The sequence below is a fragment of the Fibrella aestuarina BUZ 2 genome, from assembly GCF_000331105.1.
Classification (GTDB): Bacteria; Bacteroidota; Bacteroidia; order Cytophagales; family Spirosomataceae; genus Fibrella; species Fibrella aestuarina.
Genome location: NC_020054.1, coordinates 2,569,638 through 2,594,793, shown reverse-complemented (window position 1 = coordinate 2,594,793; position 25,156 = coordinate 2,569,638). Strand labels below are relative to the sequence as shown.

General features: G+C 57.5%; 20 protein-coding genes. 8 read left to right on the top strand and 12 right to left on the bottom strand.

The window, feature by feature from the left end:
• Nucleotides 1–77: 77 nt before the first annotated feature.
• Nucleotides 78–2,045 (bottom strand): hypothetical protein, encoded by a 1,968-nt coding sequence (locus FAES_RS10590; RefSeq protein ID WP_015331205.1) that lies wholly within the window; start codon nucleotides 2,043–2,045, stop codon nucleotides 78–80.
• Nucleotides 2,046–2,117: 72 nt separating this feature from the next.
• On the opposite strand from FAES_RS10590, the gene FAES_RS10585 reads away from it, so the two are divergent.
• The 3 genes from FAES_RS10585 (at nucleotide 2,118) to FAES_RS10575 (ending at nucleotide 3,903) form a co-directional block, all read left to right on the top strand.
• Nucleotides 2,118–2,471 carry a DMT family transporter gene (locus FAES_RS10585; RefSeq protein WP_015331204.1) on the top strand — a complete coding sequence of 118 codons (354 nt, stop codon included), beginning with the start codon at nucleotides 2,118–2,120 and terminating at the stop codon, nucleotides 2,469–2,471.
• 53 nt (nucleotides 2,472–2,524) lie between these two features.
• Nucleotides 2,525–3,049 (top strand): YfiT family bacillithiol transferase, encoded by a 525-nt coding sequence (locus FAES_RS10580; protein WP_041257752.1) that lies wholly within the window; start codon nucleotides 2,525–2,527, stop codon nucleotides 3,047–3,049.
• Between the two features lie 101 nt (nucleotides 3,050–3,150).
• Complete coding sequence (locus FAES_RS10575) at nucleotides 3,151–3,903, top strand: carbonic anhydrase (protein ID WP_015331202.1); 753 nt, start codon at nucleotides 3,151–3,153, stop codon at nucleotides 3,901–3,903.
• A 104-nt stretch (nucleotides 3,904–4,007) separates the two neighbouring features.
• Here the strand turns inward: FAES_RS10575 and FAES_RS10570 are convergent, their stop codons facing one another.
• Both FAES_RS10570 and FAES_RS10565 read right to left on the bottom strand, forming a co-directional pair.
• The gene (locus FAES_RS10570) at nucleotides 4,008–4,961 is read right to left on the bottom strand and encodes an acetyl-CoA carboxylase carboxyltransferase subunit alpha (protein WP_015331201.1); all 954 of its coding nucleotides are present in this window, start codon (nucleotides 4,959–4,961) and stop codon (nucleotides 4,008–4,010) included.
• A gap of 92 nt (nucleotides 4,962–5,053) precedes the next feature.
• A complete protein-coding gene (locus FAES_RS10565) occupies nucleotides 5,054–6,484 on the bottom strand; it encodes an MBL fold metallo-hydrolase RNA specificity domain-containing protein (protein WP_015331200.1) in 1,431 nt (476 codons plus the stop codon).
• Between the two features lie 225 nt (nucleotides 6,485–6,709).
• Between FAES_RS10565 and dacB the strand changes: the two genes are divergently transcribed.
• The gene (dacB, locus tag FAES_RS10560) at nucleotides 6,710–8,380 is read left to right on the top strand and encodes a D-alanyl-D-alanine carboxypeptidase/D-alanyl-D-alanine endopeptidase (protein WP_015331199.1); all 1,671 of its coding nucleotides are present in this window, start codon (nucleotides 6,710–6,712) and stop codon (nucleotides 8,378–8,380) included.
• A 2-nt stretch (nucleotides 8,381–8,382) separates the two neighbouring features.
• Here the strand turns inward: dacB and FAES_RS10555 are convergent, their stop codons facing one another.
• The 6 genes from FAES_RS10555 to FAES_RS10530 all read right to left on the bottom strand — a co-directional run bounded on the left by FAES_RS10555 (nucleotide 8,383) and on the right by FAES_RS10530 (nucleotide 14,910).
• Nucleotides 8,383–9,855 (bottom strand): sensor histidine kinase, encoded by a 1,473-nt coding sequence (locus tag FAES_RS10555; RefSeq protein ID WP_015331198.1) that lies wholly within the window; start codon nucleotides 9,853–9,855, stop codon nucleotides 8,383–8,385.
• A gap of 71 nt (nucleotides 9,856–9,926) precedes the next feature.
• Entirely contained in the window at nucleotides 9,927–10,469 is a 543-nt protein-coding gene (hslV, locus tag FAES_RS10550; protein ID WP_015331197.1) for an ATP-dependent protease subunit HslV, read from the bottom strand.
• A gap of 105 nt (nucleotides 10,470–10,574) precedes the next feature.
• The gene (locus FAES_RS10545; RefSeq protein ID WP_015331196.1) at nucleotides 10,575–12,341 is read right to left on the bottom strand and encodes a pyruvate dehydrogenase complex dihydrolipoamide acetyltransferase; all 1,767 of its coding nucleotides are present in this window, start codon (nucleotides 12,339–12,341) and stop codon (nucleotides 10,575–10,577) included.
• Between the two features lie 161 nt (nucleotides 12,342–12,502).
• Nucleotides 12,503–13,636: a lytic transglycosylase domain-containing protein gene (locus tag FAES_RS10540; RefSeq protein WP_015331195.1), complete on the bottom strand. Its 1,134-nt coding sequence runs from the start codon at nucleotides 13,634–13,636 to the stop codon at nucleotides 12,503–12,505.
• A gap of 270 nt (nucleotides 13,637–13,906) precedes the next feature.
• Nucleotides 13,907–14,221: a hypothetical protein gene (locus FAES_RS10535; RefSeq protein ID WP_015331194.1), complete on the bottom strand. Its 315-nt coding sequence runs from the start codon at nucleotides 14,219–14,221 to the stop codon at nucleotides 13,907–13,909.
• Nucleotides 14,222–14,271: 50 nt separating this feature from the next.
• Complete coding sequence (locus tag FAES_RS10530; protein WP_015331193.1) at nucleotides 14,272–14,910, bottom strand: DUF4126 domain-containing protein; 639 nt, start codon at nucleotides 14,908–14,910, stop codon at nucleotides 14,272–14,274.
• A gap of 167 nt (nucleotides 14,911–15,077) precedes the next feature.
• On the opposite strand from FAES_RS10530, the gene FAES_RS10525 reads away from it, so the two are divergent.
• Entirely contained in the window at nucleotides 15,078–16,859 is a 1,782-nt protein-coding gene (locus tag FAES_RS10525) for an ABC transporter ATP-binding protein (RefSeq protein WP_041258798.1), read from the top strand.
• 132 nt (nucleotides 16,860–16,991) lie between these two features.
• On the opposite strand, the gene FAES_RS10520 is transcribed toward FAES_RS10525, so the two are convergent.
• The 3 genes from FAES_RS10520 to FAES_RS10510 all read right to left on the bottom strand — a co-directional run bounded on the left by FAES_RS10520 (nucleotide 16,992) and on the right by FAES_RS10510 (nucleotide 20,446).
• Nucleotides 16,992–17,288: a 2TM domain-containing protein gene (locus FAES_RS10520; protein WP_015331191.1), complete on the bottom strand. Its 297-nt coding sequence runs from the start codon at nucleotides 17,286–17,288 to the stop codon at nucleotides 16,992–16,994.
• 124 nt (nucleotides 17,289–17,412) lie between these two features.
• Nucleotides 17,413–17,766 (bottom strand): hypothetical protein, encoded by a 354-nt coding sequence (locus FAES_RS10515; protein WP_015331190.1) that lies wholly within the window; start codon nucleotides 17,764–17,766, stop codon nucleotides 17,413–17,415.
• A gap of 115 nt (nucleotides 17,767–17,881) precedes the next feature.
• The gene (locus FAES_RS10510; protein WP_015331189.1) at nucleotides 17,882–20,446 is read right to left on the bottom strand and encodes a penicillin-binding protein 1A; all 2,565 of its coding nucleotides are present in this window, start codon (nucleotides 20,444–20,446) and stop codon (nucleotides 17,882–17,884) included.
• A 590-nt stretch (nucleotides 20,447–21,036) separates the two neighbouring features.
• Between FAES_RS10510 and FAES_RS10505 the strand changes: the two genes are divergently transcribed.
• The 3 genes from FAES_RS10505 to nagB are packed head-to-tail and all read left to right on the top strand — an operon-like array spanning nucleotide 21,037 to nucleotide 25,027.
• A complete protein-coding gene (locus FAES_RS10505) occupies nucleotides 21,037–22,152 on the top strand; it encodes a GHMP family kinase ATP-binding protein (RefSeq protein WP_015331188.1) in 1,116 nt (371 codons plus the stop codon).
• A gap of 50 nt (nucleotides 22,153–22,202) precedes the next feature.
• Nucleotides 22,203–23,078: a sugar phosphate nucleotidyltransferase gene (locus FAES_RS10500; protein WP_015331187.1), complete on the top strand. Its 876-nt coding sequence runs from the start codon at nucleotides 22,203–22,205 to the stop codon at nucleotides 23,076–23,078.
• Between the two features lie 8 nt (nucleotides 23,079–23,086).
• Nucleotides 23,087–25,027 carry a glucosamine-6-phosphate deaminase gene (gene nagB / locus FAES_RS10495; protein ID WP_015331186.1) on the top strand — a complete coding sequence of 647 codons (1,941 nt, stop codon included), beginning with the start codon at nucleotides 23,087–23,089 and terminating at the stop codon, nucleotides 25,025–25,027.
• Nucleotides 25,028–25,156 lie beyond the last annotated feature (129 nt).

The window sequence follows — 25,156 nt, the reverse complement described above, 5'->3', positions numbered from 1 at the left end:
TAAGCTTCAGCCACTGTTCCGGGCTTTGGAAATAAGCTAACACGTGGCCGATTTGCGGCCTCTACCCATGTTTACAGCTATACGTTTACCCGATAAACCCGGCATTCATCCACATCGAGCAGCAGTTCACCCGTGGCTGTGGCGTCATCTAGGTACGCAGGTACGTCGCCAACGGTTGCGGTGAACAGGAACGTACCCAGTTGCCAGGCCAGCGATAGGCCCACGCCCTCATGAATTGCCGGCTTTTGCCGCCACACAACCGGCTGATTGGCGAAATCGGACCAGTGGGCCTCGGCAAACGAGCGGATTAATTGAACAGCCGTGAACTGCCCGGCATCCTGCCCCCACATGAACGGCCCATGCGTGACTTTGTCGGTCTGGCTTTCGTCGCTGATACGGAACACGTAGAGCTTGGTGTATTCTTCGTTGGCACCGCGCTCGAGGTGCCTGTTTCGTACCTCAAAACCCAGCCCAACGTAGCTGGGTAACTGAGGTAGAAACAGGCTCACAAAGTACCGAAAGGTGTTGCCCGTGCGGTAAAATTCATCGAAACGGGGGTCGTCCTTGTCGGCGGTCATGACCGTGAAGTTGGGCGAAAAGGACTTCGTCTCGGCCAGGGTCAGGTACGTTGCCAACTGCTCGTTGAACACCGCCGACCCCACCACCATCGATTGTAGATCGCCCAGCGTGCTGTCGGCGTCGATGGCTTCCAGGTGCGCCACTTCATCGCCATAGGCCATGGTATCGGGCGGGGCCAGAAAGGTCTCGGCAAAGAAGCCGAAGTGCGGGGTCCCCTGCTGCTGCACGTAGTGTTTGATCGTCCGCAGCGGGTCGTAGAAGGTGTCGGGTGTGGGGGGCACGCCATCGGGCCGTAGCTGCACGTGGGCCATATCGCCCCGCATGAAATCGAAATTGAACTGCTGCTGGCAGGCGTGCACTTTCCGGCAAATGTACTCCCAGGCGGCGCGGTTGGGGCGACCAAAATCAAGCTGCCAGTCGCGGTTGTCGTTCAGGCTGTGGTAGAATTTGTAGCGCGCCAATGGCCCAAACACCCGCGAAAACGGCTGCGGCTGATCGAAACTGTATTGATACCACACCTGCCCAAACTCGTCGGTGATGAAATCATCGGGTACAATATGCAGCCCCCGGTAGGGCGGGGCCATGGTCATGGGCAGGGTTTCGAAACCCTGGTTGGTCAGGTGTTTGATCAGGTCGAGCCGTCGCTGAAGCCGCCCGCTGTAATCGCCCGGCCTACCAAACAGAATCAGGTGTCGTTGCTCGTCGCTCAACAGCGGAATCTGCGTGGAGAAAAAGACGCTTTTCGAGTACGTGATGGGGCTGCCATCGGCCGTGCCGTGCTGGTGTAAAAACTGCCAGATCACCTCTTCAACGTGGCGGTATACGTTTTCGCTATGATCAACGAGCCGGTGCCCGTCGCGGTGGACCCACTCAAACAGCGCGGGGTGGATGAGGGCCATTTCGGAGAACCGATCGGTATGCGGAATCACGTCCATACCCACCGTGCGGCCCAGCGCGTGCAGCAGGTTGGTAACCACCTTGAGCTGCTTATCGACGGTGTCGAGCGTAGGGATAAACCGGGCCAGGTCGACGCTGTAAAACTCCGGGTTGATCTGCCAGCTCACCATGCCGTAGAGGCTACCGACCACGCCGGGCTCCCAGATGGGCAGCAGGTGGATACTGTCGTGGCAAGCGGGCAGCGTCAGGGTGTAGTTGACCACGTTCCAGAACGAGCCGATGGTTCTGACGTTGACACCGACCATGTTGCTCTGCCGCAGCCACCGCCCACTGGGCTGCCCCAGCCGGGGCGAGGCGATGGTTTGCTGCGGGTCGAGGGCACGACGCAGCAGATCGGTTCCCAGCCGTTTTTGCAGGATGTCGAGCGTCTGATACACCGAAAACTGCACAGCGATCTGCGGCAACAGATTGGGCACGTACGACAGTTGCCCTGTCTGGAACGCGTTCAGGTACGTTGGATACTGTTGTTGCCAGTCGGCGTTCAGGGTAGCGATGGTATTGGTCGACATGAAGCAAAAGTAAAACGATTTGATAATACAACTTCCCGCGTCGGCTTGCCTTTACACCCTTAATTTGCCCGCATGGCCTGGTTGTTTTTGGCGCTGGCGGCTCTCTGCCAGACGGTGTGGACATTTTCGCTCAAATTCGCTGATTTCAAAGCGCTGGCGTCGTTTCAGTTCTCGCTGCCCGTGGTCGGTCCGGTGCTGCTCAACGTGGTGTCGGGGCTGGTCAACGTCTTTTTTCTGAATCAGGCCTTCCGGTACGTACCCATCACCACAGCCTTTGGCATCTGGACGGCCCTGACGCTGATCTTTATCAAACTAGCCGACGTAGTTGTCTACAAGGCGCCGTGGTCGGCGGGCGAGTTATTTTTCATCGGGCTGTTGGCCGTTGCCATTGTCGGCTTAAAATGGGTAGGCAGCGGAAACGCCTGACCGTATATTGCCGCCGCGTTGGCGACGCATTCTTGCCGCTCTACGCATTCCCCATGACAGATCCCCGTCAATTTCCCATTGGCCCCTGGAGCGGGCAAACCGACTTTTCCGCGGCTGAAATCACCGAGCGCATCGCCCTGCTACGCGAGTTACCGCGGCAGTATCGCCAACTGACCGAAACCCTGACCGATGAGGCGCTGCAACGTACCTACCGGCCGGGAAGCTGGACCATCCGGCAGGTGGTGCACCATGTCGCTGATACGCATCAGTGGCATTATTTCCGCATCAAACACGCGCTAACACAACCCGAGGTAGTGCCTGGCATACTGAGTTCGGTCGGCGATTGGGCCCAACAGCCCGACGGTCACGACGCGCCGGTCGCTTACTCACTGGCGCTCCTGGAAGGCCTGCATGCGCGCCTGGCCTACCTGTTTGAACGCCTGCCCGAAACCGAGCGGCAACGGGCTTATTATCACCCGTTCCGTCAGCTCAATGTCTCGCTCGCTTCAGCGCTGGATATGGTTGCGTGGCACGGTCAACATCACCTCGCCCATATCAAGCTGGCACTAACGAGCTAGGCTGGCGGGTTTGGCCTGTTTACGGAACGGTTACTAAATCCATTGAAATAATAGGGTTGATTTCGACGTAGCTAGTATAGCGATCAACGAACTCAACTGTTATGAACCGGATTTTCCCCGCCACCGTCGGGCTGCTTTTGCTCGCGGCTATGGGCTGCTCTAAAACGGCACCCGACGACGCAACACCCGCCCCTACCGACTGGAATTACGAACAAACCAACTGGCGATCGGAAGGGGCTCCGGCCTGCGCCGGACAGGCAATGTCGCCCATCGACATCGACACGACCGAAACCCGGAAGGGGAGCCTGCCTGCGCTGACGTTTAGTTACCAGTCGATGCCCTTGCAGGTGCTCGACGACGGCCACACCATCGAGGTGCTGGGTGATGGCAAAAACGCGATTAGCTATAATGGGGTAACGTACCTGCTGAAGCAGTTTCACGTTCACCGGGGCAGCGAGCACACCCTCAACGGAAAGGCCGCTCCGATGGAGTTGCATCTGGTTAATCAGGATGAACGAACGGGCGCGATTATCGTGCTAGGCGTTTTTCTGACGAATGGCCCACAAAATGCCGTTCTGCAACAAGTGCTCGCCAACCTGCCCACGACGCAGGATCAACCCAACGTGGTGGCGGGCGTCAGCATCAACCCTGCCGATTTATTACCCCAGAATAAGGCTTATTACACCTATGCTGACTCGCCCATGTCGGCAAGCTGTACCCAGCAGCAGGACTGGTTTATTTTCAAGAACCCGGTCGCTATTTCTGCCGGACAGGAGGGTGCATTCGCCCAGAAATACCCGAAGAACAATCGGCCCATCCAAGCATTGGGCAACCGCGAGGTGCGGGAAAATTGATTCGTTTTGGGGGTTTGTATTTACTGTAAACGGTTGGCTGACGCGGAAGCAAAATCGCGCGTCAACCAACCGTTTACAGTAAATACAAACCCTACAACCTACGTTTACTCAATCACCACCCCCATCGAGCAGAATTTCTCGATGCGCTGATCGATACGCTCGTCGGCGGTCAGGGTGTTGAGTTCGGCGATGGTGTTGAGGATCGTGTCTTTAAGGATCTGTGCCATCGCCGCGTGGTCGGCGTGGGCGCCGCCCGTAGGTTCGTCGATGATGCCGTCGACCAGGCGGAACGATTGCATGTCGGCAGCGGTCAGCTTCATGGCTTCGGCCGCCTGTTCTTTGTAATTCCAGCTCCGCCAGAGGATCGTCGAGCAGTTTTCGGGGGAAATAACCGAGTACCAGGTGTTTTCGAGCATCATCACGCGGTCGCCGATGGCAATGCCCAGCGCCCCGCCCGAAGCGCCTTCGCCGATGACGATGCAGATCACCGGCACCTTCAGCATAAACATTTCCTTGAGGTTGCGGGCGATGGCCTCGCCCTGTCCCCGTTCTTCAGCTTCGAGGCCCGGAAACGCACCCGGCGTATCGATCAGCGTAACGATGGGCTTGTTGAACTTCTCGGCCATTTTCATCAGTCGCAGGGCCTTGCGGTAGCCCTCGGGGTTGGGCATGCCGAAATTCCGCTGCTGCCGTTGCTTGGTGTTGCGCCCTTTCTGCTGCCCGATGATCATGATGGTCTGGCCATCTATTTCGGCGAAACCACCCACCATCGCCGGATCGTCGCGCACGGTGCGGTCGCCGTGCAATTCGATAAACTGATCGCACATGCGCTCAATATAATCGAGCGTGTAGGGGCGGTCGGGATGGCGCGAGAGTTGCACCCGCTGCCAGCGGGTGAGGTTGTTAAACAGTTCGGCCCGCAGCTTGGCGATGCTTTCTTCCAGCGACGCAATGGCTTCCGTCACATCCACTTTGCTGGTTTCACCCAGCCGCTTCAGTTCGTCTAACCGGCCTTCCAGATCAGCCAGCGGCTTCTCAAAGTCGAGATAAGTTCTCATAGAGTGCGCGTAGGGCTTGGGGTGTAGGGCTTGGGTGTACGAATAAACCACGGACGATACCCCCCAAGCCCTACGCTCTAAGCCTTCGCTAATTAAAGTTCATAACTCTGCCCCTTGGCGGGGATTTCAACATGGGTATAACCAGCTTCGGCAAGCGTGCCCCGGAAGGCCTCCATGCTGCTGGTTTCTCCGTGCACCAAAAATACATTCTTCAACTGCTCGGGCGATTGCATCCGCACGAAGTTTAGCAGATCGTCGCGGTCGCCGTGGCCACTGAATACGTCGATGCGCTCGATGTTGGCCATCACCTGCTTCTCCTCGCCTTTGATCGTCAGCGTAGGCTGCCCATTGAGCAGTCGCCAGCCGAGCGTGCCTTCGGCGCAGTATCCGATAATCAGGATTGTGCAGTACGGGTTTTCGATGTTGGCGGCTACGTGGTATTCCACGCGCCCGCCCTGCACCATGCCCGACGACGAAATAATGATGCACGGCTCGTTGTAATCGCTGACGGCCTTACTCGCTTTGGTCGACTCCAGGAATTCGAAGTTGTCGAAGTCGAAGATTGTCTCGTTTTCTTCGTAAAACTCCCGCGCCTCCTTGCTCAACTGCCGGATGTTCTTCTGATACACCTTGGTGCTTTCCAGGCCCATGGGGCTATCCGAAAACACCTTGATGGGCTGAAAGCCGCGCTCGGTGTAGAGCCGGTTGAGCGTGTACAGAAGCGACTGGGTACGTCCCACCGAGAACGACGGGATGATAAGCCGCCCCGGGATGTCGATGCAGGTCCGTTTGATCACATCGGCGAGGGCATCTTCCGGGCTCATCTGATCGACGTGCAGGCGATTGCCGTAGGTCGATTCGCAGACGAGGTAGTCGACAGGAGGCACCGTAGCCGGATCGACCAGGAGCGGGTAGTTCTTGCGGCCAATGTCGCCCGAGAAGCAGATGCTTTTCTTCTGCCCGTTCTCGAAAACGTCGACCACAATATGGGCCGCGCCAAGCAAGTGCCCGGCCGGGATGAAGGTGACGCTGCACGAATCGGTGAGGCGGAATTTGCGGCCAAACTGAATGGGCACGACGCTTTCCATGCTTTCGCGCACCTGCTTTTCCAGAAACAGGTCTTTCAGCATCTGCGATTGCTTGTCGCGTACCCGCTTCTTCTTGCTACCGTTAAGTTCGTTGATGCGTTTGCTGTTGAGCGAGGCCGCATCCTGCAACAGAATATTGGTCAGCGCATAGGTAGGTTCGGTGCAGAGAATCTGGCCTTCATAGCCCTCGCGATAGAGGTTGGGCAGATTGCCAGAGTGGTCGATGTGTGCGTGTGTGAGCAGCACCACATTGATACTGGAAGCTTCGAATGGGAAGAAGCCAGTAGTAGGTTGGTCAATGGGGGGAGTTTGGCCGTTAGTAGACCGTTCCAGATCAGACCCACAGTCGATCAGGATCCGGTAATCCTCGTCCAGTTCCAGTAGGTACATACTACCCGTTACCTGCTGGGCGGCTCCCCAAAATGTTAATTTCATGCGTGGTCTATACCGTCTATATGATCATGGCCGACGCGTTCAGGCATTGCATGGTTCCATTGGTTGCCATGTGCCAGATCGGCGCAGTTATTCATGGGGTCGGATAAGGGGGCGGGTTTGCCTTATTTGCCCGGAAAGGGCCTTTTGATAACGCGGGTACGGTATTCTAAATTCCCTTAGCTTTGCAAAGCTACGAAAAAGGCCCATACAGCCTAACCCCTCACTTTGCGTCGTTCGTCTACCCTGATCCGTCTGTTACCCGTGCTGCTGGGCCTGCTCAGCAGTTACTTCCTGCACGCCGATGCCGTTACGCTGCTGGCGGGGCGGGCGCCCCAGCTGGCCAACAGCGCGGTCTACACCCTGCCCCCACCCGACTCCGCCGCGCTGCAACGCCTGCGCGACTGGGCCGAAAGCCTGCAACGGGGGCCGCTGGTGCAGAATGGGACCGTGGCCCTGTCGGTTCGGCGGATCAGCGACGGGTTGTGTGTCTTTGGGCAAAACGAGTTCCGTAGCCTCCCCACCGCCTCCACGCTGAAGCTCGTTTCGACGGGTACGGCCCTGGCTACATTGGGCAGCACCTTCACCTACAGCACCTTTCTCGAATACGACGGCACGCTCAAAGACAGCGTTCTGACGGGTAATCTGTACCTGCGCGGCACCGGTGACCCCTCCCTGGCCAGCGGTCGGTTTACGGGCTACCCGGCCTGGGTGGCCTTCCTGCGCGACGTGTCGAACCGGGTGCGGCAGGCGGGGATCCGGCGCATCGACGGCGCAATCATCGGCGACGCCAGCTTTTTTGACGGCCAGCCCATACCCGACACCTGGCCCTTTGGCGATCTGGGCAATTATTACGGAGCGGGCCTGTTTGGGCTGAACTTCAACGAGAACCTGTACCGGGTGGTATTCAAGCCGGGGACTACGGTCGACGCACCGGCCCCCGTCCTGCGCACCGACCCCGCCCTCCCCTACCTCAGCCTGAACAACCGCGTATCCACGGGCCCCGCTGGCTCTGGCGACGAGGTCGATATCTACGGCGTACCGTTCCAGAATACGGCGACGCTCGAAGGCACGGTGCCACCCAACCTATCCGGGGCAGTACCTGAGTTTGCCGTGAAAGGCGCCATGCCCGACCCCGCTTACTTCGTGGCTTATGCGCTGACCGAGCAACTCCGGCGCGACAGCATCCGCGTGTCGGGTACGCCTACCTCCTACCGCCTGGGTACGTTGCCTGCGGAACTACTGGCGGCCAATACGGCGGCCCAACCCGTCTCCACGCCCGTCGCCTATACACCGGGGCCGTTTGTGTCGGCAACGGGCAGCACATCGGCAACAACTGCCAGCCGCACGGAAGTGTATCGGTACACGTCGCCACCGCTCAGCGATCTGGTCCGCGAGACTAATTTCCAGAGCATTAACCTCTACGCCGAAGCGCTGCTGCGGTCGGCGGCGCGGCAGATCAAACAGCGGCCTACTACCTGGCCCGAGTCGGTGTCGGCCGTTACGGGCTACTGGCAGGCCAAGGGTGTCAATCTGGATGGTTTCCGCCCGCGCGACGGCAGCGGCCTCTCGACGGTGGGGGCGATGACCGCCGACAACATGACGAGCTTTCTGATGGCCATGACCCGCGAGGGAACGTACCCAGCCTTCTATGCCAGCATTCCGGTGGTGGGGCAGAGCGGCACGGTACGTGGGCTGGCCAAAGGCACCAAAGCGGCCGGCAACGTGCGGGCCAAAAGCGGCACCATCGAGGGCGTCCGGGCCTACGCGGGCTATTTCACGGCCAAAGACGGGAGCCTGATGAGCTTCTCGCTCATGATCAACAAATACCAGGAAGGCAAATACGCCGCCCTCACCCCCCAGATCGAGCGGTTGTTTGTGTTGCTGACGGGGCTGTAGCGTTAGTGTAACAGCAGTTTGGCGTGCGGCAGATCGGGAGCCGCTTTAGGCTGCTTTTCGGGCAGCAGGACGATAAACGTCGTACCAACACCTTCCTGGCTTTGGGCCGTGATGTAGCCATTGTGGTAGGTGACGACCCGTTTGCAGATAGCCAGCCCGATGCCGGTGCCTTCGTAATTCGTTTTGTTGTGCAGCCGCTGGAAGATGTCGAAAATCCGGTCGAGGTATTTTTCGTCGAACCCGATGCCGTTGTCACGAATCGTGAGCCGAACGTACCGTTCGCCAAACACCAGGCCCGGATGAAGCGCGCTGTCGGTAACCTCAGCCTCGATACGTACCTGGGGGGCCACACCGGGCTGCACGTATTTCAGCGCGTTGGTGATGAGGTTGAGAAACAGCTGTTCCAGTTGCAGGGTAGCCGCGTCGATGATGGGTAGCTCACCCCGGCTAACGGTGGCGTTTGTTTCCTGGATGGGTAGTTCCAGGTCGCCTATCACCTTGTCGACCAATTCATTGAGGGTTACGGGCACAAACAGATCACGGCGGCTCGTCAAGCGGGAGAAGTTCAGCAGGTCGCGAATCAGCATCGACATCCGATCGGCAGAGGTGATGATCTTGCTCAGAAACATTCGTCCGTCGTCTTCCAGCGATGGGCTAAACCGTTGGGTGAGCAGGTCGCCAAACGCCCGAATCTTCCGGAGCGGCTCCTGCATGTCGTGACTGGCCACAAAGGCCATCCGTTCCAATTCCTGATTCGAGGTTTCCAGCTGCTGGATTTTCTCCTGCAATTGCTGTTCATAAGCGCGCAGTTGCGCCTCGTTTTCGGCCCGCTGCCGCAGTTCGTTATCGAGCAGCCGATACAGCGTAACCAACGCGATGAACGTCAGCATCGACAGCGCAAAAATGATAACCAGCGTGTTGCCAAACGACGCCCGCGCCAGCACACTCCGCTGCTCCATCAGCCGCTGCTCCGAGGCAATCATCTTGCCCGCGTGCGCCCGTACCTTGTCCATCCGCAGCTTCCCGATCAGCAGGTGCTCACGCCGGACGGTCATGTCGTTTTGGGCCGTCAGCCAAATCTGTTTCCGGGCGATGGCCAATTTGCGCCCAACGAGGTATTCCAGTGTGTCGACGCTTTTGAGTTTTGCCGAATCACTGCCGTAGAGCTTTCGCAGGGCATCCAGTTGGCCGGGTATTCGGGGGTAGGCCGAGTAATAGGGGGCCAGAAAGACCCGGTCGTTGGACCCCAGGTACCCCCGCACGGCGGTCTCCACGTCTTTGGTCAGCGACAGAATATCCTCCAGCCGATTCAGGACCTGAAACGAGTGGGTAATGTTCTGGTTATCCCGCTGCGACCGGTTGTAACTATGCACCGACATCGCAAATCCGAACCCGACCAACAGCACCGCCACCACAAAGCCTACGGCAATCCGGCGGTTTTTAAGCTGCTGGCTGAGTGCGGAAATGAAACGCATTAAGGAGAGCTGATGATCAGACGCGTTGAGTATTGTTGAGCAGGCGTACTGTTACCAACTTCCGCCGGTTACTAACTACCTAGTTGCTCAACGATCAGATTATGATTTGTATAAATGCAAATGTCGGCAGCAATGTGCAGACTCTCACTCACCATATCGACGGCATTTAGATGCGCAGCGTGTTTTTTGAGCGCCAGCGCTGCCGACTGTGCATATACGCCACCCGACCCGATGGCGGCCACGTCGTGATCCGGTTCGAGCACATCGCCCGTACCAGAAATAATGAGCAGGTCATCGGCCGAAGCGACAATCATCATGGCTTCCAGCTTTCGCAGAAACCGGTCAGTCCGCCAGTCCTTGGCCAGCTCGATAGCCGCCCGGCGCAGGTTGTTGTTGTAGTTGCTCAGCTTTTCCTCGAACCGCTCGATGAGCGTAAAGGCATCGGCGGTCGATCCCGCAAAACCGGCCAATACCTTACCGCCTGCCAACCGGCGTATTTTCTTAACGTTGCTTTTAGCCACGGTGTTGCCCATGGTGGCCTGTCCGTCGGCGCCAAGGGCGACTTGCCCGTTGTGTCGGATACCAACAACGGTCGTTGCGTGAATGGGTGTCATTCGTTTGTGTTCAAAGTTTAATGTCCAACGTCCAAAGCTGGGACACAGGTTCTCTCTGTGAAACAACTTTGGACGTTGGACATTAAACGCTACCCTTAATCTGGTCTACACCAGCATCTTCATCGGGTCTTCCAGGAAACCTTTCAGCGTTTGCAGGAAGGCCGCGCCGGTAGCCCCATCGACAACGCGGTGATCGCACGACAGCGTCACTTTCATGATGTTGACCGGCTTCGGCGTCTCGCCTTCGAACACGACACTCTGCTTGATGGCCCCAACCGCGAGGATGCACGAATCGGGCGGGTTGATGATGGCCGTAAACTCGTCGATACCAAACATGCCCAGGTTCGAGATCGAGAAGGTGCTGCCCTCCCAGTCTTTGGGTTGCAGCTTTTTGTCTTTGGCTTTGCCCGCCATCTCCTTCACCTCACCGGCAATGGTCGACAGCGTTTTCTGGTCGGCGTTGCGCACCACCGGCACGAGCAGCCCTTCGTCGACGGCAACCGCCACCCCGATGTTAACATACTTGTACTTGCGGATTTTATCCCCCAGCCACGATGAGTTGACGTTGGGGTGTTGCTTCAGCGCCAGCGCGGCGGCTTTGATCACGAAATCGTTGAACGAGACTTTGGCCGGGGCCACGGCGTTTACCTGTCCGCGCAGCGCCATCGCCTTGTCCATGTTGATTTCCATGGTCAGGTAGAAGTGCGGGGCCGTGAAGAGGCTCTCGCTCAGGCGGCGGGCAATGGTTTTCCGCATCTGGCTCACCGGCACATCTTCGTACTCGCCCTGGGGCGTTGCCTGAGGCTGAGGAGCCGGAGCCGGTGTAGCCGCAGCAGGGGCCTGAGCGGGCTGAGCCTGCGGAGCGGCGGGCTGGGCCGCTGAGGCCGCAGCCGGTTGAGCCGACGTACCTGGCTTGAACGCTTCCACGTCGGCTTTCACGATACGCCCTTCGGGGCCAGTGCCGTGCACCTGTTTCAGGTCGATGCCTTTCTGCTCGGCAATAGCTTTGGCCAATGGCGACGCCTTCACGCGACCGTTGGCGTCGTGCCCGTTTTCGGTACCACCGGCATACGACAGGTCGGTGTCGGCGTTGGCAGGTACGTTGGTTTGCGGGTTTTGTTCGGCGGTGGCGTTGCCGCTTCCAGCCGATTCGGCCGCCGGAGCTGCGCCGCTGCTTTCGGCACCGCTTATGAGTACTTTGAAGTTGGCCCCTTTCTCACCGACGACGGCGATAACCGCGTCGACCGCGACCGATTCGCCTTCTTTCACGCCTACGTAGAGCAGGGTGCCTTCTTCATAAGCTTCGAGGTCCATGGTGGCTTTGTCGGTTTCGACTTCGGCCAGCACATCGCCTGATTTTACGGTATCACCTTCCTTTTTGTGCCAGGCCACGATGGTACCTTCCGTCATGGTATCGCTCATCTTAGGCATCCGAATCACCGACGCGTTCACGTTGGCATCGGCAGCCGGAGCAGCCGACACCGCCTTTTCATCAGCCATGTTGGTATTTACCTGCGTGGTATCGGCGGCAGTGGGGGCCGGTTTATCGGCCGGGGCAGTGCTTTCGGCTTTCGGGGCGGGCGCTTCCACGCTGCCACCACTGCTGCCATTGAGCAGCGACTGGAAATCTTCGCCCTGCTGACCAATCACGGCAATGATGCCATCAACCGGCACCGACTGCCCTTTTTCGATACCAATGTAAAGCAGGGTGCCTTCGTCGTAGGCTTCGAGGTCCATGGTGGCTTTGTCGGTTTCGACTTCGGCCAGCACATCGCCCGATTTTACGGTATCACCTACTTTTTTATGCCACTCAGCAATGACACCCTCAGTCATGGTGTCGCTCATCTTGGGCATTCGGATTAATTCAGCCATAGCTATTCAGGAAGCGTCAATTATCAACAACGTGGGGCCAAAAATAGGGCAAAAAATTAGTTCAAGGTCTACGATATAAAGGTCAATATTGAGCTACCCGCACCCATCGAGGCCGTGGCGGCACAACATTGACCCTTAAACCGTGGAGGTTGACCTGAAAACTACACCCATTCCCACCGATGGCGGGGGCGGCGACCTGTGCCTGGCACCTGCCGCAGGAAACGGGGCCGACGGAATCGCAGCACCATCAGGCCCAGCAATTTGGGCACCGGAATGCCTTTTTGCTCGCGGGTCAGGTCGGGGTTGGTGGTATTGGCAAAGGGATCGAGACTGGCGTAGGCGGCACCGGCGAGTAGTATATCGGCCAGCGAGGGCGCATCCAGGAACGAATCGCCCTGACGCGGTCCCCAAGCGGGGTCGACGCGGTTGGCATCCGGCAGGTCGGTATCGGCCCCAACGGCTACGGCAGCCCCTTTGGTTTTCTGACCGGGCAGGGGCGTGAGGTGCGCCGGTAGCGGCCGTGTCAGATACGCCAGCACATCCGACGACAGCAATAACCGGTACGAGTGCGGATTTGACAGCAGCTCTTTGTAGGCCAGCACCCGGAACAGGTATTGGCTCGTTTCGCGGTATAGCTTCAGGCTGAAATAGTTATTCTGCCGCTGCTGGATCATGCGCTCCTGTATCCGGCTCAGCCCGCCGTTGTAGGCGGCCGCCACGAGTGTCCAGGAGCCCAGTTCGCGGTAAAGATCCCGCAGGTACCGGCAAACGGCGATGGTCGCTTTTTCCATGTCGTAGCGCTCATCGATCTCATCGTTTACGATCAGGCCCAATTCACGGGCGGTTTGCGGCATGAGCTGCCAATAGCCCGATGCCCCTTTTGGCGACACGCAGTCGTTGACGAGCGCACTTTCGGCCAGCGGAATGTACCGGAAATCGTAGGGAATGCTAAACCGCCGCAGAATGGGGTCAATCACCGGAAAGAAGACGGCGGCCCGCTTCCGCAATACATACAGTTCTTCGCGTTGGGCCTGGCACTGCATGAGTGTGCGCATCCACTGGCGCGAAATCGACGAGCGGTCGATGGGTACCGCCTCGCCGCAAAAATAGATGGGCACAAACCGACGGGTGGAGTCGGCGTTTAACAGTAATGGCGTATTTAATTTCTGCGAAACGGCCGGTTGGCCAGTTTCCTGCCGAGTGGTGTCTGCCGGTTTTCCCGGCTCAACAAGCGATGTAGCAATGGTCGGTTTGGCCAGTGCTATCAGAGCGGATACACTTACGGTTCTAATCAATGTATGGGTATTTGTTGGTTAATTAAAACTCCCTCGGGCTACAAGAGGCCATAGCCCGGTTCACTAGAATTTGTGTAAAAATACGGTATTAATCAACGGGTAGAACGCGCTTCGCCTAAGAATTATCCTACGGTACCGATATTTTGGATTAGAATAGTACAAATACAGAAGTAAAGAAAAGCGGCCAGACCACCGCTTACGTGTGATTTGGCCGCTTTCCGGGGAGCAATCCGTGGGCGGGATTTTCTTGGAATCGTACTATAAAACAGCTTACGCAGAGGTGCGTGCCGTGCTGCCGCCGAGTAAATAATTGTCGTCCTGATGGTGATCGTGCTCGCCGGTCGGGCTACCCTCATCGTCGATTACTTCATCCTCATCGTTCACGTATTCGCGCTCGCCCATCTCGTCGGTTTCGTCAACGGCGTCATCGTCGTTGACCGTGCCACCGCTCTGGTCGGTTACGTTATTGGGATCCATCCGCCCCACGCGTGACCCCACGAGTTCGGTGTCTTCATGCTGTTGGTTCCGGGCCATCGTGCCGACCACACCCTGGTTCTGGTCGATGCCTGCTTCGTAGTTTTCCATGCGCGTTTGTCGTTTAGCCTTTGATTAACCCTTAAACACCAAATTCCCCCTTAGTGCTTTCCATTATTACTACGCGGGAACGGGCTGAGGGGTGTTCCGGCCTGCTGGGTCGTGTCAGATTTGGTGAAGCGGAGCCGGCGCCGGGCCAAGAGCCGAAAGGCAACGTATAGCAGCAGACAGACAATCAACACGAACGCAAAGAGGGGCAGAAAGACCGTTAGCAACGACAACCCGAGCGAGGCCGCGTTTTCGCCGGTGGCCACTACCGGGTTGGCTACCCCGCCCGTCGTCATGGCCGAGCCGAGACGCAACAGGCTGGTACCGGCCTGAATCAGCCCCGCTGAGCCGCCCCCCAGCATCAGGCCCATGCCCCATCGGTAGGTTTCGTCGTTGATGTGCAAAAACGAGGTCGATAGCAACGTACCTGCAATAACAGCGGCCGGCATAGCGATGGTATCAAGGGCGTTGTCGAGCCAGGGTACGTAGTAAGCACCCAGTTCAAAGGCGGCTGCTACCGACAAACCGATAATCGCTTTCCAGCTGCCCAGAAATTCGAAGCCGGGTTGCGGATCAATGTAACCTAGTTTGGTAGCGAGGGCGGCGATCAGCATGGGCACAAACACGCGAAAACCGCAGCAGGCCGCCAAACCAATGCCTATACAGGCGGCAAAAAGCCAATCGAGGGTCATAGCAGTGAGTTTTTGTATGGTGGTAACTTTCCCGAAAGCTTCGCTGTTACGAGAAAGAACGTTTACGGTTTCCAGTTTACTACTTTCGGTTGTCCTGCTCGCGGCAAATGGGTCGTGCTGGCAACGTATTGGTGCTCTGTAACCCGCAGACTGCAAACAGTTTTTTTGTGAGCGACGAACAGAAAAGCGGCGGATCCCCGTCTGGTCAGGTATTTGACGTAACGATTCTAAGCCGATTATACGCGTTTGTACGTCCTTATCAGGGACGCTTTTATTTATTGGTTGGGGTGATTCTGCTGGGAGCGGTATTGGCCCCCATCACGCCCCTGCTGATCAAACAAACCATCGACAACCAGATTGCCGGGGGCGATTATCAGGGCCTGACGCTCATGCTGGCGACGATGGTGGGCGTATTGGTGGTGCAGGCCTTTATCCAGTTTGCCAACGCCTACCTGTCGGGCTGGCTGGGGCAGCACGTCATCCGCGACATCCGGGTGCAGCTCTACGAGAAAATTCTCGGCCTGCGGCTCAAATTTTTCGACAACACCCCCATCGGGCGGCTGGTGACGCGGACCATTTCCGACATCGAAACACTGGCCGACGTGTTTAGCGAAGGCATGGCCGCCATTGCGGGCGACATTCTTCAACTGGTGCTCATCATCGCCGTCATGTTCTACACCGACTGGCGGCTGGCGGCTATCAGCCTGTCGATGGTGCCGCTGATGTTGTTCAGCACGTACGTCTTCAAGGAGAAAATTAAGGCGTCGTTCAATGAGGTACGTACCGCCGTGGCTAACCTCAATGCCTTCGTGCAGGAACACATCACGGGCATGAACATCGTCCAGATCTTCAGCAGTGAAAAGATCGAAGCCGCCAAATTCCGGTCGATCAACGATGAGCACCGCAAGGCCAACATCCGCTCGATCTGGTATTATTCGATTTACTTCCCGGTGGCTGATATCCTGTCAGCGGCGGGGACGGGCCTGGTGGTCTGGTATGGTGCCCGCGAGATTCTAAACGAACAGGTGTCGTTTGGGACGGTGACGGCCTTCGTGATGTTCATCAACCTGTTTTTCCGGCCCATCCGGATGCTGGCCGACCGCTTCAACACGCTACAGATGGGGATCGTCAGCGCCGACCGGGTGCTGACCCTGCTCGACAGCGACGATTACACGGTCAATAACGGCAGCTATACACCCGAAAAACTGCGGGGCGACGTGGCATTCCGAAACGTATGGTTCGCCTATAATGACGATAACTACGTGCTGAAAGACATTTCGTTTGACGTGCAGGCGGGCGAGACCATCGCGTTTGTGGGCGCTACGGGCGCGGGCAAATCGTCGATCATCAACCTGCTGAGCCGTTTTTACGACATCAACCGGGGCACCATCACCATCGATGGCGTCGACGTGCACGACTACGACCTGACTACCCTGCGGCGGCAGATTGGGGTGGTGTTGCAGGATGTGTTCCTGTTCTCCGACTCGATCGAGAATAACATCACGCTGGGTGATCCGAACATCACGCGGGAGCAGATCGTTGAAGCGGCCAAACTGGTGGGTGTGCACGATTTTATCATGCAGTTGCCCGGCAATTACGAGTACAACGTGCAGGAGCGCGGCGCTACACTCTCAGTCGGGCAGCGACAACTGATCTCGTTTGTGCGGGCGATGGTGCAGAACCCGCGTATCATCGTGCTTGATGAAGCAACCTCGTCGGTCGATACCGAGACGGAGGAACTGATTCAGGAGGCGATCGGCAAACTGATGCGGGGGCGCACGGCCATCGTGATTGCCCACCGGCTCAGCACCATCCAGAAAGCCAACCAGATTATCGTGGTCGACAAGGGCGAGATCAAGGAGCAGGGCACCCACGAGCAGTTACTTCAGCACGAAGGCTTCTACGCTAACCTCTACCGAATGCAATACAAAGAAGTCGTCGGCGAGTAAACCAGTTTACTGTCCTTAGTCTTCCGTTCGCTGTTGGGCTGATCTAGGCATTCCGGGTGAATCGCCATAGAGAACAACGCAACAGCGAACAGAAGGCTGAGGACAGTGAACAATGCACAGCGCAGGCGACTATTATTTCCGCACTAACTTCCGGTACTCCCGCTCGACCGGGTCGTTGGCGGTGTTGATTCGGTAAACGCTCAGGTAGTGAGACAGTAAGCCGAAGCCCCAGCCCAGATTCATAAAGAGCGGCCACGGAAAGCGCATACCGGGGCGTGATGAAGCCACCAACAGCACCAGGTACGTTAACCAGGCCAGGCCGTTGACCAGTAGGTAGCCCCAGAGGTGCTGTTTGAACGCAACGCGCTTGTTGGCAATCTCCCAGAGGTAGGGATCGTGGTTGGCAGGCAGGGGGGTCACAGTGCTCATGGTCGTAGCCGTTTATTGTGGAGTTGATGCCTCAAAAGTAGGGGCGCCCATTTGCCACCGCTCCCATTTTCCGACCAACACCCGGCCGCCCGCGACAAACCCGGTTTTTCGCACCGTCAACGGCCTAGCCTGCCAGATTCCTTTCTTCGTCATCGTGGCCTGCGCCCGTGATGCCCTCCGTTTTGACCTTTTGCTCTTCGCCTTCGACCGGTGCCACGGGCGGCGCCCCGGCCACGCCAGTGCCGCTTCCGTCGATGGCGTAGGCCAGCGCATTGGCCAAATCGTCCATCGGCGTTTCGTTGCCGGCCTCGGGCTTCTCAATGCCCGATGGATTGATGTCGTCGGGGCGGTTCGCTTCCGCCCCCGTCTGATCGTTATCGCCGGTCTGGTCAATGACCTGCTCATCGGCTTCAGGATCGGTTTCCATACCCGTAGGTACGTTCTTCAACTTATTCGGATCGTCGGTGTAGGGTTCCATAAACAAGATTGGCGTTTACTGTTTGTCGATTGACGTGGGCTGACAACGAAGCCACCCAACGTTAGACGACAAACCATAAACGCCAAAGTACGTTTTGAAACGCTATCTCGCGGCCCTAGCGACCGTTGTTTTTGGTGCTATCGGGTGGATCTGGCAGCGTTACCGGTGGTGGCGGCACAAACAGTGAATCACCCGCACCAGCGCCGTCCACGCCCTCGGTTCCGGTCGAGTCGGTACTGAAACCCTCCGACTCATCATACTCATTTACGCAGTTGTCGTATTCTTTCGAAATATCGACCGTAGCCTTCGGAAAAGGTCCCTGCAAGTTCCGGAATTTGGGGTCGGCATACACCTTTTCGAGGAAACCACCCACCAGCGGCAGGGCGGTTTTGGCGCCCTCGCCCAGATCGGTCGATCGGAAGTGAATACTCCGGTCGTCGCCACCGACCCAGGCGCCCACTACCAGCTTATCCGACACGCCGACAAACCAGCCATCCGAGTTGTTGGAGGTGGTACCGGTTTTGCCACCCATCTGATGGTTGTGCTTGAACAGATCGAATGACCACAGGTTCTGCGACGTGCCACCCGGCTCCTGCAACCCACCCTGCAACATATAGAGCATCAGGTAGGCCGACTCGGGCGAAATGGCGGGCCGACGCTCGGCCTTAAACGACTCAATCTCGGTGCCGTTGCGATCTTCGATGCGCTGCACCAGCATGGGTTTGGTGTACTGCCCTTCGTTGACAAATGAGCAATAGGCCGACACCAGCTCATAGAGCGACACATCGTTTGAGCCCAATCCAATCGAGGGCACAGCAGCGAGTTTGCTGGTGATACCCAGCTTGTGGGCATATTCGGCCACGCGCTCCGGACCAACCATATCGGTCAGCTGGGCCGTAATGGAGTTGACCGACCGGGCCAGGGCGCGGCGCAGCGTCATGTTCGAATAAGAGAACCCACCCGTCGAGTTTTTGGGCTCCCACACCTTCTCTTCACCGTTTTCGCGGTACGGTTTGCGGAACGGCTTATCGCGGATGCGGTCGCAGGGCGTCATGTTGAAAGCCGTATCGTCGATGGCCGTGGCATACACGAATGGCTTGAACGTGGACCCCGGCTGCCGTTTTCCCTGCTTCACGTGGTCGTATTTGAAATAGTCGTAATCCAGGCCGCCCACCCAAGCCCGAATATGGCCCGTGTGAGGGTCCATGGCGACCATGCCCGCCTGTAAAAAGTGCTTGTAGTAGGCAATCGAATCATAAGGCGTCATTTCCGCCTCGTGCGACCCTTTATTACTCCAGTCGAACACCCGCATCTTCTGCTTTTTGACCTTCATATAATAGTCGATCGAATCCGGGTAGATCTGGAACCGCTTCACCAGCCCTTTGTAACGCGGCGTACGGCGGGCTACGGAGTCAATGAAGCCGGGCAGTTCGTTGCCATCTTCGTCGGTCCAGGGGCTGCGACCCCGCCAGTGGTTATCAAAGGTTTTTTGCAGCTTCTTCATCTTCTCCTTAACGGCCTCTTCGGCATACTGCTGCATTTTGGAGTCGATGGTCGTGTGAATTTTCAGGCCGTCGGTGTAGAGGTTATAGCCGTTGCGGTTGCCCCATTCCGTCACAAACTCCACGACGGCATTCTTCAGGTAGCTGGCCGGCCCGGCATAGGGGTTTTCGGGCGTGTAATCGGTCTTCAGGGGCAGTTCACTGATCGAATCGGCCTGCACTTTGGTGAGATAGCCATACTTCGCCATCTGCCGGATCACCACGTTGCGCCGCGTCAGCGAGTTTTTCGGATTCTTAAGCGGGTTGTAATACGTGGTGGCCTTTTGCAAACCCACCAGCACGGCCCCCTCCTGCACACTCAGGCTGTCGGGTGCCTTGTTGAAGAATGTTTTGGCGGCCGTTTTTAGCCCAAACGAGTTTGACCCAAAATCAACCGTATTGAAATAGTATTTCAGGATTTCTTCCTTCGAGAAGTTGCTTTCCAGCTTGATCGCCATCAGCCACTCCTTCGATTTATAAATCACTTTGCGCACGCCAGGAATGCGGTTCAATAGCCCGTCTGTATCACGGCGGCGAGTCTTGAACAGGTTTTTGGCTAATTGCTGCGTAATCGTGGAGCCACCACCTTCCCGGCCAAAACTGAACACCACGCGGCCAATGGCGCGCGGATCAATGCCACCATGATCATAAAACCGGGCATCTTCTGTGGCAATCAACGCCTCGATCAGGTGTTTGGGAATGTTTTTATACTCGATAGGGGTCCGGTTTTCGGCGTAGAATTTGGCAATCATCTGCCCATCCAGCGAGTAAATCTCGGAGGCCTGATTCAGCTTGGGATTCCGCAGATCTTCCGGGTCGGGTAGAGAGCCAGTGAGCCACAGAAAATTGGTTTGCAGCACAAAGACGTACCCGACCAGCACGCCCAAAAGAATCAGGCTGTATTTAGCCAGCCCCCGCGCATACGGGTAGTACCAGCTTTCAGGATCAATGTATTGGTGAACGAAAGCCCGAAACTGATTGCGACGGGCCATAAGTTTATCTTTCCAGTTGTCGACACGCTCTTCGCCAACAAGACGCGTGACCCGGCCGCCCAACTGCTGGCGGCGACTGCGAACCCGTTGCCGAAACGCGCCAAAGGCATGCCGGACGGCGCGCAGCCGATCTCTATATTCACTCATGCGATGTTAGTGGACTCTGACTGGCCATGGATCAGTGCCAATGACCGTTGCCCAAAGATAACGCAAACTAGGCCGAAAGCGGTAAATGAGACGCTGGACAAGTTTAAGGGCGGCGAACGGAACGCAGAACGCCCGCATTTAGCCGAACCTACAAGGGCCACTCGCTCTCCTGCTCCGGGGGCCGCCTGTCGGGGTTTACGAACGTCTTTCAGTGCCGACGGTACCAACCCACGCCCTCGAAGGCCCCACCCGCCTGGTCTGTTCGGCGACCTCCCCGCGCGCACGCCTCAATCCTGGCTGGCCAGGCGGGTTCTTTTGGCAACGATTCGGCAGGGCTGCCTTCAGCCAGTGGCAGCGGCGCAAAAAAGTGGCCTTTTGTGCAAACGTTAGCGTAGGGATGCGCAAACGTTTGTCAGCAGAAAACGCCTCGGTTTTCGGTTCGAGCCGCCTGTTGGTGCTTCCGAAGGCCATGCATTGTCGCGTAGTTTGCCCTCACTCAGGTTCCTACACAGCCGCCGATGCGGCATGTAGAGACCTGTCAAGCAGCCATTTGAGCTGAAACCGTAAAATCTGTTCTAATCAACGCTGGTGTGATCTCCGTAACTGCTTCAACGCCTGGCCGCATTTGCCTGTTTGGTGAACACCAGGATTACCTGGGTATGCCCATCATTGCCGCCGCCATTTCCTGCCGGATCCAACTGACGGCCCGGGCGACCTCGGCCCCCTACGTCCAGTTGCACTTGCCCGACCTGGGCACCGAAGTATGTTTCGCGCTTACGACAGCGCCGTTAGCCTATCAGCGCCAGCGCGATTATTTCCGTAGTGCCCTTAACGTGCTTTGGCAGGAGGGCTTTCGGTTTTCGGGCGGCATCGAGGGGCAGGTACGTGGCAACATTCCCATCAACGCCGGTACGTCCAGTTCGTCGGCCCTGCTGGTTACGTGGCTGCATGTTCTGACCCAGCTAGCGGCTAAGCCGCAGACGCTTTCTCCCCAGCGGCTGGCCGAATTGGCCTACCGCGCCGAAGTACTGGAATTTGGGGAGCCGGGCGGCATGATGGACCACTACGCCACGGCCGTTGGGCAGGTTATCTACCTGGCTACGTCGCCCACGCCCGAACTGCGCCCCCTGCATCCCAAGCTGGGTACGTTCGTGCTGGGCAATTCGCATCAGCCGAAAGATACCATCGGTATCCTGGGCCGGGTCAAAGGCGGGATGCGCCAGCTTGTGGCCCGCATCCAGGCGCTCAACCCCGACTTTTCACTTCAGCACGCCGGGCAGCAGGATGTAGCGCGCTATCGCCACCTGCTGTCGGCCGATGAGCAGCGCCTCTTGGCGGGTACCCTCGATAACCGGGATATTCTTCGGCAGGCGCTGGTGCTTCTGGAAGCCGATTCACTCGACCATCAGCAGTTTGGCAAACTCCTGACGGCCCACCACCAGAATCTGCGCGATGCCCAGCGCATATCGACCCCTAAAATCGACCGGATGGTCGAGGCGGCGCTCGAGGCTGGTGCGCTGGGGGGTAAAATCAACGGTTCCGGGGGTGGAGGCTGCATGTTTGCCTATGCCCCTGACGCCCCGGAGCAGGTTGCCGAAGCCATTGAGCGGGCTGGGGGCGAGGCGTTCATCGTGCAACTGGCCGAAGGTACCCGCCTGGAAGCGCTTCCCACGCCAAGCCCGCAGTCGTCCCTGTCAGTTTCCTGAGGCCAGCTACGTACTTACTCAACCAATCCTTATTGCTCCGTTTACCCAAGATGGCAGAGAAAAAACGATTACTGATTCTGGCGGGGGGTGCCTCGTCGCGCATGAAACAACGTTCAGACGCCCCGGTCGGGGTAGACGCCACCCTGCTTGAACAGGCCGATTCGCTCACCAAGGGAATGATCGGCGTCGGGGAACAGGGTAAATCGCTCATCGACTACCTGCTCTTCAACGCACATCTGGCGGGTTTTACAGACGTTCTCCTGCTACTGCATCCAACCGACACGGTCACGCAGGACTACTACGAGCGGTTGGCCGAAACCGATCAGCTCTGGAACATGACGTTTCGGTTTGCCCGGCAGCTGATCCCGCCCGACCGGCAGAAACCGGCTGGTACGGCCGATGCCGTATACCAGGCCCTCAAGCAACATCCAGACTGGCAGACGGGGCGGTTGGTGGTCTGCAACAGCGATAACTTATACTCCGTCACGGCCTTGAAAACGCTTTGGGAATCGTCCCACCCGAACGCACTGATCAGTTACGATCGGGATGCGCTGGCATTTCCCATCGACCGAATCAAAGCGTTTGCGCTCATTAAGACCGACCCTGATGGTTTTCTGGAAGAGATCATCGAGAAGCCAACCGACGACGAAGCCGAAGCGGTACTGGCGTCGCAGGGCCGACTGGGCGTCAGCATGAATCTGTTCGTGATGGAAGCCGCTACTATGCTGCCCATTCTGGAAGCAACGCCCTTTCACCCGGTTCGTAACGAGAAAGAATTGCCCACCGCCGTCAGCCTGTATGGGCAGCAATACGGACAGGGGTTTTACACGATCCCGCTCGCCGAACACGTACCTGACCTGACCAGTAAAACGGACCTGAAAGTGGTGCAGGAGTATCTCGCCAACCAGTATCACGTCGCTCTTTAAAGCTCCTCATGACTTATTCGCAACCCTCTTTAGCCACGGCTACCGCGCCAGTTACCCTCTCTTTCGAACGGGTGCCGCTGCAACTCTACCCGACTGCCGATCTGGCGTCGAAAGCTGTTGCGCAGGAGATCGCCGACCTGATCGTTAGCCACCAGCGAACCGGCGACTGGACTGTGCTGGGGCTGGCCACCGGTTCATCGCCCAAAAAAGTGTATGCCGAGTTAATTCGTCTGCATCGTGAGGAAGGCTTGAGCTTTCGGCGGGTCATCACGTTTAATCTTGATGAGTATTACCCGATTCAGCCGGATGCCTTGCAAAGTTACCACCGCTTCATGCACGAGCATCTGTTTGACCACGTTGACATCAGTCCGGAAAACATTCATATCCCCACAGGTACGTTGCCAGCCGACGACCTCAAAGCGTATTGTGCCGACTACGAACAAAAAATTCAGGATGTGGGCGGGCTGGATTTTCAGTTACTGGGCATTGGCCGAAACGGCCACATTGGCTTCAACGAACCGGGCTCCCATCAGCAGTCGACCACGCGGCTGATTACACTCGATTTCTTGACGCGGGCCGATGCGGCCGCTGAGTTCGGGGGGCTGGCGCAGGTGCCCAAACGAGCCATTACGATGGGGATACGCACCATTCTGGCGGCGAAACGTATCGTTTTACTGGCCTGGGGTGAGCACAAAGCCACGATTCTGCAACGCGCCGTTGAAGGTCCCGTTTCAGAACTGCTACCGGCCTCTTACCTGCAAACGCACCCAAACGCGACCATCATTGTCGATGAAGCGGGCGCCTCGGAACTGACGATCCAGAAAACGCCCTGGCTATTCGATGCGGTTACCTGGACACCCACGCTCATCAAGAAGGCCGTGACGCAACTGGCGCTCAGCCTCAACAAGCCCGTGCTGAAACTGACCAATAGTGATTACAACGAGCACGGCTTGAGCGATCTGCTGGCGCAGCATGGGCGAGCCTACGACATCAACATACTAGTGTTCAACTGGTTGCAGCACACCATTACGGGCTGGCCGGGCGGCAAACCAAACGCCGACGATACGAACCGGCCTGAGCGCTCCCAACCGGCCCGAAAACGGGTGTTGCTTTTCAGCCCTCATCCCGACGACGATATTATTTCGATGGGCGGTACGTTCCAACGGCTGGTCGATCAGGGTCACGAGGTACACGTGGCCTACCAGACGTCGGGCAACATCGCCGTAGCCGACGATGAAGCCCTGCGGTTTCTGGAGTTTGTGGTCGACTTCAAGCAGCAGTTTGGCATCGAAGCCACTGCGATTGACACGCTCTTTTCGGAGGCGAAGCGGGCGCTGGAAACCAAGAAAGCCTCGGAGCAGGACCCCGATGCCGTCCGAAAAGTCAAAGGGTTGATCCGACGGGGCGAGGCAAAAAATACGTGCCGGTTTGTGGGTATCCCGACCGAGAACGCCCATTTTCTGAGCCTGCCTTTCTACGAGACAGGTCGCATTGAGAAAAACCCGATTGGTGCGGACGACATCCGCCTCATTGCCGACCTGATTGCCCGGATTCGGCCGCATCAGCTTTACGCAGCGGGTGATCTGGCCGACCCACACGGCACGCATAAAGTATGTCTGGATGGCATTTTCGCGGCGCTACAACAGCTGAAACACGAGACCTATATGCAGGATTGCTGGGTATGGCTGTACCGGGGCGCCTGGGCCGAATGGGGTATTCACGAGATTGAAATGGCCGTACCGATGTCGCCGGAGCAGGTGTTACAGAAGCGATACGGCATTTTCAAGCATCAGTCGCAGAAAGATGGCGTTGTGTTTCAGGGCAACGACGCCCGCGAATTCTGGCAACGGGCCGAAGACCGCAACCGCGATACCGCCGCCCTTTACAACCAGTTGGGGCTGGCCGATTATGCCGCGATGGAAGCCTTCGTTCGCTACCACTTTCTGTAAGCCAGCTGCACCATCGCCAACAGTCAGTAGAACAATGGTTTCAACATGGTCACTAAATCTAGGCGAAATCTTGGCTGGTTTCTACCCTACCAGACACCTCCCCGTTAGCCCGGCCACCTTGTCGCCATC

What these genes read in the sequence shown, in the direction of transcription:
- FAES_RS10585 (WP_015331204.1), top strand. Translation starts at nt 2,118, where the DNA reads ATGGCCTGGTTGTTTTTGGCGCTGGCGGCTCTCTGCCAGACGGTGTGG.
- hslV (WP_015331197.1), bottom strand. Translation starts at nt 10,469, where the DNA reads ATGACACCCATTCACGCAACGACCGTTGTTGGTATCCGACACAACGGG.
- FAES_RS10535 (WP_015331194.1), bottom strand. Translation starts at nt 14,221, where the DNA reads ATGGAAAACTACGAAGCAGGCATCGACCAGAACCAGGGTGTGGTCGGC.
- FAES_RS10500 (WP_015331187.1), top strand. Translation starts at nt 22,203, where the DNA reads ATGGCAGAGAAAAAACGATTACTGATTCTGGCGGGGGGTGCCTCGTCG.
- FAES_RS10510 (WP_015331189.1), bottom strand. Translation starts at nt 20,446, where the DNA reads ATGAGTGAATATAGAGATCGGCTGCGCGCCGTCCGGCATGCCTTTGGC.
- FAES_RS10590 (WP_015331205.1), bottom strand. Translation starts at nt 2,045, where the DNA reads ATGTCGACCAATACCATCGCTACCCTGAACGCCGACTGGCAACAACAG.
- FAES_RS10580 (WP_041257752.1), top strand. Translation starts at nt 2,525, where the DNA reads ATGACAGATCCCCGTCAATTTCCCATTGGCCCCTGGAGCGGGCAAACC.
- FAES_RS10520 (WP_015331191.1), bottom strand. Translation starts at nt 17,288, where the DNA reads ATGAGCACTGTGACCCCCCTGCCTGCCAACCACGATCCCTACCTCTGG.
- nagB (WP_015331186.1), top strand. Translation starts at nt 23,087, where the DNA reads ATGACTTATTCGCAACCCTCTTTAGCCACGGCTACCGCGCCAGTTACC.
- FAES_RS10575 (WP_015331202.1), top strand. Translation starts at nt 3,151, where the DNA reads ATGAACCGGATTTTCCCCGCCACCGTCGGGCTGCTTTTGCTCGCGGCT.
- FAES_RS10545 (WP_015331196.1), bottom strand. Translation starts at nt 12,341, where the DNA reads ATGGCTGAATTAATCCGAATGCCCAAGATGAGCGACACCATGACTGAG.
- FAES_RS10530 (WP_015331193.1), bottom strand. Translation starts at nt 14,910, where the DNA reads ATGACCCTCGATTGGCTTTTTGCCGCCTGTATAGGCATTGGTTTGGCG.
- FAES_RS10555 (WP_015331198.1), bottom strand. Translation starts at nt 9,855, where the DNA reads ATGCGTTTCATTTCCGCACTCAGCCAGCAGCTTAAAAACCGCCGGATT.
- FAES_RS10515 (WP_015331190.1), bottom strand. Translation starts at nt 17,766, where the DNA reads ATGGAACCCTACACCGACGATCCGAATAAGTTGAAGAACGTACCTACG.
- FAES_RS10565 (WP_015331200.1), bottom strand. Translation starts at nt 6,484, where the DNA reads ATGAAATTAACATTTTGGGGAGCCGCCCAGCAGGTAACGGGTAGTATG.
- FAES_RS10570 (WP_015331201.1), bottom strand. Translation starts at nt 4,961, where the DNA reads ATGAGAACTTATCTCGACTTTGAGAAGCCGCTGGCTGATCTGGAAGGC.